Origin of the sequence: Marinobacter sp. ANT_B65 (assembly GCF_002407605.1) — a bacterium.
GTDB lineage: Bacteria > Pseudomonadota > Gammaproteobacteria > Pseudomonadales > Oleiphilaceae > Marinobacter.
On record NZ_NXGV01000001.1, the window covers coordinates 165295 to 180191 of the forward strand.

12 protein-coding genes are annotated in these 14897 nt (G+C 54.4%); 8 read left to right on the top strand and 4 right to left on the bottom strand.

The genetic code is table 11. The features are described from left to right. Positions 1-227: 227 nt before the first annotated feature. From CPA50_RS00755 to astB, 5 genes are read left to right on the top strand one after another with little or no spacing between them, the layout of a single operon-like run. Positions 228-1442, top strand: coding sequence for an aspartate aminotransferase family protein (locus CPA50_RS00755; RefSeq protein WP_096780597.1), 1215 nt, complete (start codon positions 228-230; stop codon positions 1440-1442). Positions 1443-1450: 8 nt separating this feature from the next. Beyond that, the gene (locus tag CPA50_RS00760) at positions 1451-2485 is read left to right on the top strand and encodes an arginine N-succinyltransferase (protein WP_096780598.1); all 1035 of its coding nucleotides are present in this window, start codon (positions 1451-1453) and stop codon (positions 2483-2485) included. Further along, complete coding sequence (astA, locus tag CPA50_RS00765) at positions 2476-3540, top strand: arginine N-succinyltransferase (protein WP_096780599.1); 1065 nt, start codon at positions 2476-2478, stop codon at positions 3538-3540. Before CPA50_RS00760 ends, astA begins: the two co-directional genes overlap by 10 nt. Positions 3541-3576: 36 nt before the next feature. Continuing rightward, positions 3577-5055 (top strand): succinylglutamate-semialdehyde dehydrogenase, encoded by a 1479-nt coding sequence (astD, locus tag CPA50_RS00770; RefSeq protein WP_096780600.1) that lies wholly within the window; start codon positions 3577-3579, stop codon positions 5053-5055. A gap of 19 nt (positions 5056-5074) precedes the next feature. Next, positions 5075-6415: an N-succinylarginine dihydrolase gene (gene astB / locus CPA50_RS00775; RefSeq protein ID WP_096780601.1), complete on the top strand. Its 1341-nt coding sequence runs from the start codon at positions 5075-5077 to the stop codon at positions 6413-6415. Positions 6416-6431: 16 nt separating this feature from the next. On the opposite strand, the gene CPA50_RS00780 is transcribed toward astB, so the two are convergent. Next, entirely contained in the window at positions 6432-7070 is a 639-nt protein-coding gene (locus CPA50_RS00780; protein ID WP_096780602.1) for a TetR/AcrR family transcriptional regulator, read from the bottom strand. Between the two features lie 133 nt (positions 7071-7203). On the opposite strand from CPA50_RS00780, the gene CPA50_RS00785 reads away from it, so the two are divergent. The 3 genes from CPA50_RS00785 to CPA50_RS00795 all read left to right on the top strand — a co-directional run bounded on the left by CPA50_RS00785 (position 7204) and on the right by CPA50_RS00795 (position 12196). Continuing rightward, positions 7204-8283: an efflux RND transporter periplasmic adaptor subunit gene (locus CPA50_RS00785; protein ID WP_096780603.1), complete on the top strand. Its 1080-nt coding sequence runs from the start codon at positions 7204-7206 to the stop codon at positions 8281-8283. Then, entirely contained in the window at positions 8283-11309 is a 3027-nt protein-coding gene (locus CPA50_RS00790) for an efflux RND transporter permease subunit (protein ID WP_096780604.1), read from the top strand. Before CPA50_RS00785 ends, CPA50_RS00790 begins: the two co-directional genes overlap by 1 nt. Before the next feature lie 92 nt (positions 11310-11401). After that, the gene (locus tag CPA50_RS00795; RefSeq protein ID WP_096780605.1) at positions 11402-12196 is read left to right on the top strand and encodes a hypothetical protein; all 795 of its coding nucleotides are present in this window, start codon (positions 11402-11404) and stop codon (positions 12194-12196) included. A gap of 37 nt (positions 12197-12233) precedes the next feature. Here the strand turns inward: CPA50_RS00795 and CPA50_RS00800 are convergent, their stop codons facing one another. The 3 genes from CPA50_RS00800 to CPA50_RS00810 form a co-directional block, all read right to left on the bottom strand. Then, positions 12234-13277: a succinylglutamate desuccinylase gene (locus CPA50_RS00800; RefSeq protein ID WP_096780606.1), complete on the bottom strand. Its 1044-nt coding sequence runs from the start codon at positions 13275-13277 to the stop codon at positions 12234-12236. A 169-nt stretch (positions 13278-13446) separates the two neighbouring features. Then, positions 13447-14169 carry an ABC transporter permease gene (locus CPA50_RS00805; RefSeq protein WP_096782264.1) on the bottom strand — a complete coding sequence of 241 codons (723 nt, stop codon included), beginning with the start codon at positions 14167-14169 and terminating at the stop codon, positions 13447-13449. Beyond that, entirely contained in the window at positions 14169-14876 is a 708-nt protein-coding gene (locus CPA50_RS00810; protein WP_096780607.1) for an ABC transporter permease, read from the bottom strand. Before CPA50_RS00810 ends, CPA50_RS00805 begins: the two co-directional genes overlap by 1 nt. Positions 14877-14897 lie beyond the last annotated feature (21 nt).

The window sequence follows — 14897 nt, forward strand, 5'->3', positions numbered from 1 at the left end:
AAAACTGTGCTTTAGTGCAATTTATATTCGCATTTTCCGATATTGAGGCTACCAAAGGCAGTTCGTTCCACGGCCGGATTAACGAAATCGGCACCCGCTTCTGGCCTGGCGGATGTGCTCGGGCCGTGAGTGGCGTGTTATAGTCAATCGATCCGCACACCTACGTACTTGCCCCCGCTGGCAACTCTACTATTTTGTAGGTTTAACTGCTTTCCTGAGAGAGACCCATGAACAAAGAACCTGTCAGCCGCGAACTTTTTGATGAAGTCATGGTGCCCAACTACGCCCCCGGATCGATTATTCCGGTGCGAGGCGAGGGTTCCCGGATATGGGATCAGGACGGCCGTGAGTTCATAGATCTGCAGGGTGGCATTGCCGTGAACTGTCTCGGGCATGCACATCCAGGGCTGGTTGGGGCGCTGCAGGATCAGTCGCAGAAAATCTGGCACCTGTCCAATGTGATGACCAATGAACCAGCTTTGCGGCTGGCGAAAACCCTGTGCGACCTGACGTTTGCTGAACGCATATTTTTTGCCAACTCCGGAGGCGAGGCTAATGAAGCTGCCTTCAAGCTTGCGCGCCGTTACAGCTGGGAACACACAGGGCCGGAAAAGCACGAGATTATCTCCTTTAAAAATGCATTTCATGGACGCACTCTGTTCACTGTAGCCGTCGGCGGTCAGCCGAAATACCTTGAAGGCTTCGAACCCGCGCCGGGCGGTATTCACCATGCAGACTTCAACGATCTCGAATCAGTCAGGAAACTGATTTCGAAAGAGAAGACCTGCGCTGTGGTTGTAGAGCCAATTCAGGGCGAAAGCGGGGTAGTCCCTGCAGACCCGGAATTCCTGAAGGGGCTGCGCAAGCTTTGCGACGATAACGATGCGCTGCTGATTTTTGATGAGGTCCAGTCTGGCGTAGGCCGTACAGGTTATCTTTATGCCTACGAAATGTACGGTGTGGTGCCTGACATTCTAACCAGTGCCAAGGGGCTGGGTGGTGGCTTCCCCGTTTCGGCGATGCTGACCACAGCGAAAGTTGCAGCCAGCCTTGAAGTGGGTACGCACGGCAGCACATACGGAGGTAATGCGCTTGCCTGTGCTGTGGCTCAGAAGGTCATGGATACGGTAAGTCAGCCAGAAATACTCAAAGGCGTGAAAGCCCGTTCTGAGCATCTGCGTAAAGGTATGATGGATATCGGGGAGCGTTACGGGATTTTCAGTGAGGTTCGCGGGGCAGGGCTTCTGCTGGGCTGTGTGCTGACTGACAAGTGGCAGGGCAAGGCCAAGGATTTCCTGAACGCAGGTCTGGATGAAGGTGTGATGGTGCTGATTGCAGGTGCCAATGTGATCAGGCTCGCGCCTTCGCTGATTATTCCGGATACAGATATTGATGAGGCGCTTGAACGTTTTGAAGCGGCGGTGAAGAAACTCACTGCCTAGGAGTTTATATGTGGCTGGTACGTCCGGCGTTGCCGGATGACGTGGACCAGATACTTGATATTGCGGGCGCGGCTGGTTCTGAAACGGCCCGCCTTTCCTCCACGTTACCCAGGCAACGCGATGTTCTTGCGGAAAAAATAAATTATTCAATGGCTTCGCTCGCCGGCAATGTCACTACGGAGGCTGGCCGGCCAAAGCGGTTTTTGTTTGTACTGCAGAGCACGTCTACGGGCAGGATTCATGGCACTGCCGGCATAGATGCCCGGGCGGGTAATAGTCAGCCGTTCTATAACTACCGCCGTGACGCACTGATTCATGCCTCCCACGAACTTGGTGTTTCCAGCCGGGTCGATGTCCTTTACCCCAGTCATGCGCTGACTGATCAGACTTTGCTTTGCTCATTCTCCATTACGTCCGAACTGCGTAACACTGAAGCGTTTGAGCTTCTGTCCAGAGCCCGGATACTCTTCATTGCCGGGCACCGCGACTGGTTCACCTCGACTATTGCGGTCGAGATCCAGGGTGTTCAGCTGGAGGATGGCAGCGTTCCATTCTGGGACAGCCTGGGGCGCCATTTTTTCAATATGGATTTCGAAACCGCCGATCAGTATTCGGGCCTGCTCAGCAAAACCTTTATCGCTGAGCTCATGCCCCCTAACCCTGTGTATGTAACCCTGCTTTCAGAAGCTGCTCAGGCGTCAATTGGTCAACCCCATGAGCTGACTGTGCCGAATCTTGAACTCTTGCAGCGTGAAGGGTTTCGTGCCGGCAGCTACCTTGATATTTTCGACGGTGGCCCCGTTCTTGAGGCGCGCACGGATGCTTTGCGCACACTGGTCACCAGTCAGCCAAAAACGCTTCATGGTACGTTTGAAGATTGTGGTGATACCTGGCTGATCTCTGCGGGAGAGGGTTCCGGGTTCCGGTGCACCCTGGCCAAAGTATCGAATACGCTTGAAGGCACGCTCAAAGTGCCGGTGGGCGTCTGGAAGCTGCTGGGTAAGACGGCTGGTGATGAAGTGAGGATAGCGCCATGCTGGTAATCCGCCCGCTCCAGGAAACTGACCTTGAAGATCTTTATTGCATGGCACAGAAGGCTGGCAAGGGGTTGACGACACTGCCAGCCGATCGGGACCTGTTGCAACGCAAGATCAGTTCCGCCCGGGAAACTTTTAACCAACGCTGCGCTCCGGAGGCGGGTCTGTACCTGTTTGCTCTGGAAGATACGGAAGCAGGGAAAATCGTAGGCATCAGTGGTATTCAGGCGCGAGTGGGCCTGGATGAGGTGTTCTATAATTACAGGCTCAGCGTGACGGTAAATGCTTCCAAAGAGCTGGGCGTTCACGTGCGTACGCCAACGCTGCATCTCACAAACGACATGACCGATACCAGCGAGATATGCTCCCTGCTCCTGTCCGATGACTATCAGGGCGGGGGGAACGGGTTGCTGCTCTCACGCTGCCGCTTCATGTACATGGATGAGTTCCGCAAGTATTTCTCGGAAAAGGTGTTTGCGGAAATGCGCGGGGTTTCTGACGAGCAGGGGCTGAGCCCTTTGTGGGATGCTTTGGGTCGCAAGTTTTTTGATATGAAGTTTACGGAAGCGGACATGCTTTCCGGGCTTGGTAATAAAGCTTTCATTGCAGAACTTATGCCTAAGTTCCCTATTTATTTGCCCATGCTCCCGGATTCGGCGCGCGAGGTTATCGGCCAGGTTCATGGTAATACGGCGCCTGCACTGAAGATGTTGCAGGCCGAAGGGTTTAACTTTAATGGTCTGGTGGACATCTTTGATGGCGGTCCGGTGGTTGAAGCATTTGTGCGCACTATCCGCACAGTACGCGACAGCAGAAACCGGTATGCCATGATCACCAGCAAGGCGGTCGATCTGGACGTGCCGGCGGCTGAACGGGTGATGGTGTCCAATCGCTCGTTCCGTAATTTCCGTGTAACGACAGTGCCCGCCAGCTGCGTCCGCACAGATACTGTCAGCCTGCCTCCGGCTGTGGCGGAAGCCTTGCAGATTGAATCGGGTGATCTGGTCCGGCTGGCCCCCCTGAAAGACAGAGTCAAAACATCGGCAAGGGCGGCAGGCTGAAATCTTTGCAATTCGAGTAACGGGAGGTGTAGTGATATGGCAAACCTGACAGGCGAACTGTTTATCGGGGGGCTTTGGCTTCAGGGGCACGGCGCAGCATTTGAGTCGGTTCAGCCCGTTACCGGCGATACCGTATGGGAGGGCAGCGGTGCCAGCTTTGCGGATGTTGATGCAGCGGTACGTGGTGCCCGGACCAGCTTTCTGAAATGGCGCCGGAAAAGCTTTGCCGAGCGCCAGGCGGTTATTGAGGCCTTTGGTGAGTTACTCGAAACCAACAAGGAAAAACTTGCCTGTCAGATCGGGCTGGAAACCGGCAAGCCGTTATGGGAATCCCGCACAGAAGTCGCGGCGATGATTGGCAAGATAGGTATTTCCGTCAAAGCCTATAATGATCGCACCGGGTATTCCGAATCTGATGTAGCTGGAGGTCATGCGGTACTCCGGCACCGGCCCCACGGAGTTGTTGCGGTGTTTGGGCCCTATAACTTCCCCGGTCATCTTCCGAATGGTCATATTGTGCCAGCTTTGCTGGCTGGAAATACGGTCGTATTCAAGCCCAGCGAACTGACCCCTGGTGTGGCAGAGCTCACGGTTAAGCTCTGGGAAAAAGCCGGCTTGCCGGAAGGTGTTATTAATCTGGTTCAGGGTGCTTCCGATACCGGGAGGTCACTTGCAGGTCATCCGATGATTGATGGCCTGTTTTTTACCGGTAGTTCCACTGTGGGCCATTTATTGCACCAGCAGCTTGGCGGGCAACCCGAGAAAATTCTTGCCCTGGAAATGGGTGGCAACAACCCACTGATCGTTCAGGATGTCTCGGATCTTGACGGCGCTGTACATCATGCCCTGCAATCGGCGTTTCTGTCCGCCGGTCAGCGTTGCACCTGCGCCCGCAGATTACTGGTACCCAAAGGTAAAAAAGGCGATGAGTTTCTGGACCGGCTGGCGACCGTGTCTGCACGTATTCAGGTGGGGGAGTTCGATGCCACGCCCCAGCCCTTCATGGGGTCGGTTATTTCGGTGCAGGCCGCGGAAAAACTGCTGGCTGCCCAGTCCTCCATGCTGGAGAAAGGTGCGAAGTCCCTGTTGGAAATGAAACAGGTGAAGCCAGGCACCGGCCTTCTATCACCCGGCATTGTCGATGTGACCGGACTGGAGATGCCTGATGAAGAGTTCTTTGGGCCGCTGCTGACAGTCTATCGCTACAAGAGTTTTGATGATGCTCTGGAGTTGGCTAACAATACCCGCTACGGGCTTTCAGCCGGCATTCTTTCCGACGATCGCAAGCTGTACGAGCGCTTTCGGGAAGAGATACGGGCCGGAATTGTCAACTGGAACCGCCCCTTGACCGGGGCCAGCAGCGCAGCGCCCTTTGGTGGTGTGGGCGCCAGCGGTAATCACCGGGCGAGCGCTTATTATGCGGCAGATTACTGTGCGTGGCCCATGGCGTCCCTTGAAGCCGGTAAAAGCGAGGTGCCGGACAATCTGGCACCAGGCCTGAATTTTGAAGCCTGAATGTACGGAACCCGAAGCCATGACAAGACATGCGGTAGAAGCAAATTTTGATGGACTGGTTGGCCCCACACACAATTATGCAGGGCTGTCCTGGGGCAATGTGGCGTCAAAATCCAATGTGAATGCGGTGTCCAACCCCAGGGAAGCAGCGCTTCAGGGACTGGCAAAAATGAAACGCCTGGCTGACCGGGGTTATGTTCAGGGTGTTCTTCCTCCCCATGAACGTCCTCATGTTCCGTCGCTCAAGGCTCTGGGATTCAGGGGTACAGATGCACAGATTCTGGAGCAGGCCGCTGAATCCAGCCCGGCTATTCTGGCTGCCGTGTCTTCTGCATCCTCAATGTGGACAGCGAATGCCGCAACCGTTTCGCCCAGTGCTGATACTTCGGATCACAGGGTGCATTTCACTCCGGCTAACCTGAACGCCAAGTTTCACCGTTCTATTGAACATACCGTGACAGGTCGGTCACTGAAGTCCATTTTTGCGGATGAGGGATATTTTGCTCATCACCCGGCGCTACCCTCGGTCAGTCATTTTGGCGATGAGGGCGCGGCCAATCACACCCGGCTTTGTGGCCATTATGGCGAGCCTGGTGTGGAGTTGTTTGTGTATGGTCAGGCTGCGTTTGATGAGCAGGCGCCGGCGCCGGTAAAGTACCCGGCCCGGCAGACTCTTGAGGCCTCGCAGGCTATCGCCCGTTTGCACGGTCTTAAAGATGTTAACCGGGTGTTTGCCCAACAGAACCCGGCCGCCATTGATGCGGGCGTGTTTCATAACGACGTCATTGCTGTGGGTAATGGCAATACTCTCTTCTATCACGAAATGGCTTTTCTGAATGAAGAGAAGGTGCTGACAGATATCCGTGCACGCCTGACCGGGGCTGAGCTTGAGGCTGTTCGTGTAAGTAGTGCAGAGGTGCCGCTTGAGGATGCAGTGGCTTCGTACCTGTTCAACAGCCAGTTACTGAATACGCCTGATGGAATGTTGCTGGCAGTTCCGGGTGAGTGCAGGGAAGTGGCGTCTGTAAGCCGGTATCTGGACAAGCTGCTTGCTGCGAACGGGCCGGTTACGGCGGTGGAGGTGTTTGATGTGAAACAGTCCATGCGTAATGGCGGTGGCCCTGCGTGCCTGCGTCTGCGTGTGGTTCTGAGTGATGATGAGCTGCAGGCCATGCATCGCGGCGTTATTCTTACCGGTGAATTATACGAGCGCCTGACTCTCTGGGTTGAAACCCATTACCGCGATGAGCTTGCGCGGGAAGATCTGGCTGATCCGATGTTGCTGGATGAAGTGCGCAAAGCTCTGGATGAGCTGACCGGGATTCTGGGGCTGGGTTCGATCTATGACTTCCAGCTTTAAATGTTCTTGAAGCCTCTCAGGAGGCAGCGAGCGACGAACTCAGCATGTCCATCGTATGGCGGATAAGGCTCTCGGCGGGGAAACTGTCCTGGTTCCCGCTCGTTTCCGACTGGCATAGCAGGATGGTTCCATGTAGCGCCCCGCGTAGATAAAGAGCGGTTTGCTCCGGGTTTTTTATGCGTTGTCGGCTCATGGTTCCGTCTTCAAGTCCCAGGTTGATGGCCTCTGTCATCAGCTTCATAAGTTCTGATTTAGAGCATAGCATTTCCATTGTCTGGGCCTCATCTGCCTCTGCCATGGCGGTTGAGGCTGTGGTGAGTGCCGAGAAGTAGTCTGGCTCCTCCATATAAAAACGGTAGTAGGATTCTCCCATCGCCCTTATTTGTGCCAGCCCTGTGTCGGCAGTTTTTCTGGCAGCCCGGAAGCGCTCAGAAAGACTGTAGCCAGCTCTCAGCATGATACCCCGCTGAATAGCGGCCTTATCCTTGAAATAGACATACAGAAGCGCCCGGCTCAGGCTGGCGGTTCGTGCAATATCGTCCATGGATGTGCGCTCATAACCCTTTTCAGAGAAGACACGCTCCGCAGCGTCGAGAATGGTGTCGTAGCGGGCCTGTTTTTCCTGTTCGCGGCGTGTTTTCAGTGGTTCAGTCATCTGGAGCTCTCATCAGGGGATTCTGTACTATATTGACATAATGTCAAAGAATGACATTATGTCGCAACCAATAAGCCGGATTTCCGCAGGATGCGGTATCGACAAAACACAAGCATGGATGAAAGGACACTCTATGACCTCATTCCGTATCCCTGTTGCCGTTATTTTTATCGCTGTTTCCGGCCTTTTTCTTTCTGGCTGCAAGGCCGGGGACGCGCCGGTGGCCTCAGCCGGGCACGGGGTATCAGTGCGTGTTTCCGAAGTTACCGGGGGGCAGGCTCAGGAAATAACTCTGCGTTTTTCCGGTGTTGTGCGATCAACCCAGAGAGCGACGCTGACATTTCAGGTCAGCGGCACTCTGAAAGAGCGTGCGGTTGAGCTGGGCCAGACCGTTGCAGCCGGTGATGTACTTGCCCGTGCTTACAATCCGGCACTGGAGCCGGCGCGGGATTCCGCCAAAGCAAAACTGGACGAACTGATAACCGGATACGAGCAGGCCAAACGGGAATGGGATCGCTCCAGCCGCTTGCATGAGAGAGGCGTGGTTTCCGAACAGAGTCTGGAGCAGCTGGCAGCCCGTCGCGACTCCCTTGAAGCCAGCGTTGCCACAGCCAGGGCCTCACTCGCAGAGGCCACTCAGCTGCTGCAAGAGAGTACGCTGCGTGCACCATTTTCCGGTCGGGTGGAAGCTCTTCTGGTAGAAAAGGACGAGTTTGTAGCTGCTGGTCAGCCGGTTATGCGATTGTCTTCCCCTGTAGGTAGGGAAGTAGAGGTCCGGGTGCCAGCTTATCTGCTGGCCCATGTTTCCCTGGGTCAGAATCTGCCGGTGTGGTCTGTTCGCAATCGCAATGGGGCTCCGGTGACGGGTTCCGTTGTCGAAATTGCCCAGGCCGGCTCGATCCGTGGGGAGCTGCACCCGGTTCTGGTCAGTCTGCCGAAAGACACACTTGATGCCGGTGAGCCGGTTGAAGTCGGTATTACGCCGCTCAGAGACTCAGCAATCACTGTTCCCCTGTTATCGGTCATCCGTGGCGCCGGAGGCATGTCGGTATTCCGGGTACGCGATGGCATAGCCCGGCGTGTCCCTATCGAGGTTGAGCGTGTGGTAGGTGAGCGGGTTGTAGTGCGTACCGGCGAGCTGGAGCCTGGTGATCAGGTAGTTTATTCCGGGATAACCCGGCTTGCAGACGGTGATGCCGTGGAGGTGCGTTGATGACGCGCCGGCTGCTCAATTTTCAGCGTTTACTGGGCATGGTGGTTACCATGCTTTGTCTGCTGGGTATTGCGGCATACAGTACCATGCCGCGTCAGGAAGACCCCTCGTTTCCCTACCGGGCCGGTCTGATAAGCGTGAATTATCCGGGCGCAAGTGCTGATGCTGTAGAGCGGTTGGTGCTCAGGCCTCTGACCGATGAGCTGCGTCAGGTGGAAGAAGTAGACTTTTCTCAAGGTACCGCCCGAACCGGTGTAGCGTTGGTCAGGTTGCGCCTCAAAGACAACATTTATGATACAGATCCCGCCTGGGATCGAATTCGCCAGGCGATGGAGCGTGCACAGCAGGATTTCCCTGGTGACGTTGGCTCGATGGTTCTGGATGACAGGCTGATTGACAACCCGGCCATTGTGCTGGCAATTGGTGGGGCTCCGTCGGTGAGCGAGCTGTCTGATGTGGCGGAACGACTCAAACAGAATCTATCCGATCTTGCGGGTGTGTCCCGCATTGAGCTGGAAGGAGACGCCGATGAACAGATTACCCTGGCTCTGGATGATGCCGCACTTTACCGGCTGGGTATCTCGCCGGCGCGGATTCTGGAAACCCTGGCCCAGCGCAATCAGACCACTCCTGGTGGATTTGTGGTGGTGGACGGGCGCCGGTTATCTGTACTTCCCAATACAGAATTCGCCGATATTGAAGCTATTCGTGCGACGCCTATTGAACTTCCGGATGGCTCTCAGGTGCCGCTGGCAGCGGCTGCGGATGTATGGCGTGGCCCGGTCGAGCCACGTCAGCCAGAAACCTGGTTTGATGGAGAAAGGGTCGTATTGCTTTCGCTGATCATGGAAGAGGGTACGACTGACGCCATTCGCTTTGGTGAGCGGGTGCGGGAGCGGATCGCGCAGATTCAACCGGACTTTGAGCCCTACGAAATCCGTGAGATGTTCTTTCAGCCGGATAAAGTCTCGGAGCGGCTGGATAATCTTGCCTGGAGTCTGGTGCTCTCTGTTCTGATTATTGTGGCTGTAGTGTTTACTGGCATGGGCATCCGGATGGGCTTGCTGGTGGCATCAATTCTGCCGATGGTGGCACTGATCAGCGTTGGGCTTTACGATCTCGGCGGCGGCGTTCTCCACCAGATAGCTGTGATCGGTATGGTGATTTCCCTGGGCATTCTGATCGACAACGCTATTGTGATCGTTGAAAACATACAGGGCCATCTGGACGAGGGTATGCGTCGGATGGACGCCTTGCGCAAGGCTGTCAGCGAACTTGCAGGGCCACTCGGTGCATCCACCGGCACCACGCTTGCAGCCTTCGCTCCCATGCTACTTGCAAAAGGGGGCGCCGCTGATTTCACCCGGGGAGTGCCGGTGATGATCATGCTCACCCTGTCTGTCAGTTACCTGCTTGCGATCTCGGTGGTTCCTCTGCTGGCGGCACGGTTCCTGAAACCCCGTCGCAATGCTGAGGCTGATCGGTTGATCGGACTGGCACGGTTTCTGGGCGGTCTGGTTTACCGTCATCCGCGCCGCCTGATTGCGGCTGGCACTTTGCTGGTTGCCATCAGCCTGGCGATGACGCCGTTTATGGCACAGCAGTTTTTTCCTGATGCCGACAGGCCTCGGGTCGTTGTGGAAATCTTTATGCCTGAAGGCACGGATCAGGTGCGTACAGCCGAAGCTGCCGCGAATCTGGAGCGGGCGATACGCACCCGTGCTGAAGCACTTGAAATTCACCGGTTCGTCGGATTTACCGGCCCTACTTTCTATTACAATCTCCAGCGTGCACCCCAGGCGCCGAATCGTGGCCGGCTGGTGGTGACCACGCCAACGCTTGAGCACACAACAGAAATGATTCACTGGATCCGTGCTCACGTGAATGAACAGATGCCGGAGCTGGATATAAGTGTTGGCGTTCTCGGGCAGGGGCCGCCGAGGATCGCCCCGGTAGAGGTGCGTGTATATCACGCAGATGATCAGGTTCGTACCCAGGCGGTGGAGCAGCTTTTTGTCGCTCTGCGCCAGGTTGAAGGCACGGTGGATGTTCGTCATGATCTGGACATCGGGGTGCCCAGTATTGCGATCAACGTAGATGATGCGACTGCTGCAAGATATGGATTAACCCGTGCGGATGTGGCTCAGAGCCTCTATGGCCAGAGCTTCGGTGTTGTTGCTGAGCGTTATCGACAGGAAAAAGACCCGATACCGATGGTGCTGCGCTCCCAGGAAGGAACATCCTTGCCTCTGGAGCGCCTTCTCTCTGTAAATATCTATAATGATCGTGGTGAGGCGATTCCTCTTTCTGCTGTTGCCAGCGTGGAAACCACTTGGGAGCCCGCGGCGCGCTATTTGCGTAACGGAACCCGGCTTAATACCGTTACTGCGAACCTGCTTACGGGTTATAGCTTCAGTCAGGCGTTGGATGGCCTGAAAAACGCCCTGGAGGAGAATCCTCTGCCAGAGGGTACCCGCCTGGAAATGGGTGGCGATGCAGAGGGCTCCGGTGATGCCAACGGTGCGCTGTTAACTGCTGCACCTATTGGTGTACTTTTGCTTCTCTTTTTCCTGCTGCTGCAGTTCAATTCGTTCCGGCGTGTTGGCATCATCCTGCTGACAGTTCCACTGGCGACGGTGGGTATTTTCCCGGGGCTGGTGCTTTCGGGTTCACCCTTCGGGTTTCAGTCGTTGCTGGGAGTAATCGCACTGGTCGGCATTGTTGTGAACAACGCCATAGTGCTGCTCGATGTGATGGACAGAGAGTTGGAGCTAGGTGAGAGCATTCACGAAGCCATGCGCAAAGCGGTTGTGCAGCGAACCCGTCCAATCCTGCTGACCACGGCGACTACAGTAGCTGGCCTGCTTCCATTAGCATTCTCAAGTTCCACGCTCTGGCCACCTATGGCCTGGGCGATAATCTCAGGGCTTCTTGCGTCCACAGTGCTGACCTTGCTGGTGATTCCGGCTGTGTGCACTCAGCTGATCAGGGCCCGGGTTGCAGAACCGGAAAATGCACCTGCATAGGCCAGCTTGGCTTTTGGTGAACAGGCATACTACGTCCTCTGCCCAAAGGCATCGTCAATTGGAGCAAATTTTGCTGACAGGGGTGTTTAAAGATGTCTTCTAAGCTAAAAAGGACATTGTTTACTATATTTGCCTGTCTGGTTATTAGTCTGCCAGCCAAAAGCAATACCATGAGAGCGAGTCTGCAAGGCGTAGAAGAACAAGACCCTCAACTTACAATTCTTCGGTTGCCAGGTTATCAGATAAACTTGTATACGCTCCCATTGGAAGAGAAGGTGCTTCTGTTTTCGGAAGAACCGAGAGTAGTGGGCTGCAAAAAAGTCGAATACAGTGTAGTTCAGTTGCAGGGCTTTGAAGAATCAGGAGATGGTTATCTTAGGTTTGAGCACTTTATAGTTTTTTCGCAAAATGACGAAAAATACGTAAAGCATTTCAGGTTTTCTGAATCTGATTTAAATAAAAACAATCTTCTGGACGAAGCCGGGGCAGTCACTGAAAGATTATGTCGGTTTATTGGTCATCATTCCAAGTACCAGTCTTCTATAGTTGAGCGGGATACATCCAGTGACTTGTATCTGGCGGAGCTTGTGCATATAGAAGGGCGAAATTATTTTCTGTACTTTCCTAACTTCAAAAATATAAAAGTCACTGTAGAGGCTGATGGCGGGGCAGAGGTTTCACTACTGGAAAAGCAACAGATTACTTGCCAGGGTGATAGTTGGTTAGTCGTTCCTGTACAGTTTACCTTCAGTTCTTTGGAAGGTAAGCGCCTATACCGATATTACCTGTTCGAAGCTCAAGAAGAGTCTCTCTCTTCGCCAAATGTCAGTGTCAGCTCAAATAAACTTTCTACTACGCAGTTATGCGAAAAGATAAGTAGTTTGTAACATGCATCTCCTTGGTGCAAAAGCGGCGAGGAGATCCTCAGGCTTGCCGGGCCCTGATCATCAGGCCCACTCTTTGACCAACCGGTACATCCCTGTTGGGAAATACAATTGCCTGAGGTGAGAGCTCAACTTTGTAGCAGGTATCATCATCCTCCCAGATGACGGTGCCTGTAGGGTATTCGGTGAAATTGGCTACGTCATCCGGAATATGAAAGCGGAAGTTTTTCCCGGTATTGAGGATCTCATGCACCACCTCAAAGACTGTGAAGTGCTCAAGCTGAGGCAGCTTTTCCGGGCGCGGCTCGCCACAAAAACGTCTCCGCAAAGCCTTTTTGATTCCCTCAAAACGCGCCAGATCATTCTCGCCAAAAGGCCGGACCTTGCCCAGTTCTATGGTGAAGCTCTCTGCGCCGAGTACAGAGGATGAAAACGAAGAAAATGTAGTGCCAACCTTATGCTGAAGCAACAAGGTGCCCACCTCTGCTTCCAGCAGAAGATCACACTGGTCCTCCGGCACCTGCCGGCCCTCCACAAACGGATAAAGCGCAAACTTCTCTCGCCTGGACGGCTTTATAGCCGTATGCAAGTCGTAGTGGGACAGGGCCTGTGGATGCATCGTGGCAAACTGACGGCATGCCTCCTCCAGGAACTTTGCGCGGGCTGCCTCAGGTAGCTCATCATATTCCGGTCTGTTATGGGCACAGTTAAACAGCCGGTTAAGATTTGCTTCCAGAAACCGCTTCCCGGCCACCATAGCCGGCGGGTTCCCCAGAATCAGCAAAAGCGGACAGGCGAGCTCCCACTCTTCGTTAAGCAGTTCACTGACCAGCGCGTTCAGTACTTCAATGGGTGCGGTTTCATTACCGTGAATGCCGGCGGAGATAATCAACGCCTCCTGATTAGGATTGGCGCGACCGGCTGGAGGGGTTAGGTGTAAAACACCAACAGCCTTGCGGCTTATGCGAGTTCCGTCAGAAAGCGTGATGTTAGACCCCGTGGGGTTCGATGTGGCCTTGGCAAGCGTGTGCGACAGCCAATCAGGGTTGGTATCAAATAAGTGTATTGGTGCGTGTTCTGTCATGAAGGCTCCCCGAAAAGATCGAAGGGCGGGCGGTTATAGCCTTTCCGGGAGTGACTGAAGCCATGGATGGCTTCAGCCAAGCGCACATGGATGTGCTCGTAGCGTCTCCCGGAAGGTGATGCCCTGCCAGACCTTGCGCAGACATAGAAGCCTGATGATCGATGAAAACTCAGGAACCCACAGGCCGCTGATGCCGCAATAAATGATTCTCAAGTTTGCGGAACGCAAACACCAGAATAAACGTCAGCACCATGTAGCAAAGTGCCACAAAGATAAACGCATCAAACGGTGCATAGAATCGTGAATAGATATTCCGCGCAGCACCCGTCAGATCAACAATGGTTACCACACTCGCAATCGCACTGGAGTGCAACATGAAAATAACCTCATTGGAATACGCCTGAACCGCGCGGCGCGCGGCGCTTGGCAGTACAATACGGCGCATCCGCATAAACCAGTTCATGCCATAGGCTTTTGCTGCCTCAATCTCACCGTGAGGGGTCGAAATAATCGCACCCCGAATAATTTCCGTGGTATAGGCGCAAGTGTTCAGGGCAAAAGCCAGCAGGGCAGGGTAGAAGGGCTCCCGGAAAACCTCCCACCAAAACGTCTCCTGAATGCCGGGGATCTGGGCCACGCCATAGTAGATGATATAGAGTTGAATCAGCAGCGGTGTGCCACGGAACAGATAGGTGTAAAGCCAGATAGGCCCGGATACGAACGGGTTTTTGACCGTGCGCAGAATGGCAAGTGGGACAGCACACACAAGCCCGATGATCAGACTCACGAATACCAGTTGTACGGTTGTAACCGCTCCATCCCAGTATTCCATGATAGTCATGGCATTGAATATGTCGTTCTGGTCGAGCCAGGCAGCGAGGAAATCAGGCATCATCCATTCTCCTGAATCACGCCGACATTGGCTCGCTTATCGAGCCATTTGATGAAAAGTTCTGAGCCTGCAGTTAGTGCAAGATACACGCAAGCCACTGGAACAAAGAAGTGAAAAGGCATGCGTTCTGCCTTGGCCGCCTCTTCCGCCACCCGGACCATATCCGTGAGGCCGATAATAGAAACCAGGGCTGTGGTTTTAAGCAGCACCTGCCAGTTGTTGCCGATACCTGGCAGGGCGTGGCGCAGCATTTGCGGAACCATCACTCTGCGGAAAGTGTGCCAGCTACTGAAGCCGTAGGCCCGCGCAGCTTCGATCTGGCCAGTCTCAACCGCCAGAAAGGCACCGCGGAAGGTTTCCGTCATATAGGCGCCAAAAATCAGCCCGATGGTTGCGACACCGGAAATGAACGGATCAAACTGAAAGAAAAAATCGACCTCGTAGGTCTCCCAGATATAATCCGAGAGCATGTTCACACCTACCTGACCGCCATAATAAAACAGCAGCATCATCACCAGATCGGGAACACCACGAATCAGGGTAGTGTAGGAAGTAGCAATTCCGACGGCTATCCGGTTGTTTGACAACTTGGCAGCCGCGCCGATCAACCCGAGGGTCAATGCAAGGGCAAGAGACAGGAAGGCGAGTTCTATGGTGACAACTGCCCCGTTCAGCAGGGCCGGCCCATAGCCTTTCAGATCAAACATGGGAGTGTCCGGTGATCAGGG

Bases quoted from the DNA above. Each gene is read 5' to 3' on its own strand.
- CPA50_RS00795 (WP_096780605.1), top strand. From the start codon at position 11,402: ATGTCTTCTAAGCTAAAAAGGACATTGTTTACTATATTTGCCTGTCTG.
- CPA50_RS00810 (WP_096780607.1), bottom strand. From the start codon at position 14,876: ATGTTTGATCTGAAAGGCTATGGGCCGGCCCTGCTGAACGGGGCAGTT.
- astD (WP_096780600.1), top strand. From the start codon at position 3,577: ATGGCAAACCTGACAGGCGAACTGTTTATCGGGGGGCTTTGGCTTCAG.
- astA (WP_096780599.1), top strand. From the start codon at position 2,476: ATGCTGGTAATCCGCCCGCTCCAGGAAACTGACCTTGAAGATCTTTAT.
- CPA50_RS00755 (WP_096780597.1), top strand. From the start codon at position 228: ATGAACAAAGAACCTGTCAGCCGCGAACTTTTTGATGAAGTCATGGTG.
- CPA50_RS00790 (WP_096780604.1), top strand. From the start codon at position 8,283: ATGACGCGCCGGCTGCTCAATTTTCAGCGTTTACTGGGCATGGTGGTT.
- CPA50_RS00780 (WP_096780602.1), bottom strand. From the start codon at position 7,070: ATGACTGAACCACTGAAAACACGCCGCGAACAGGAAAAACAGGCCCGC.
- CPA50_RS00760 (WP_096780598.1), top strand. From the start codon at position 1,451: ATGTGGCTGGTACGTCCGGCGTTGCCGGATGACGTGGACCAGATACTT.
- CPA50_RS00805 (WP_096782264.1), bottom strand. From the start codon at position 14,169: ATGCCTGATTTCCTCGCTGCCTGGCTCGACCAGAACGACATATTCAAT.
- astB (WP_096780601.1), top strand. From the start codon at position 5,075: ATGACAAGACATGCGGTAGAAGCAAATTTTGATGGACTGGTTGGCCCC.
- CPA50_RS00785 (WP_096780603.1), top strand. From the start codon at position 7,204: ATGACCTCATTCCGTATCCCTGTTGCCGTTATTTTTATCGCTGTTTCC.
- CPA50_RS00800 (WP_096780606.1), bottom strand. From the start codon at position 13,277: ATGACAGAACACGCACCAATACACTTATTTGATACCAACCCTGATTGG.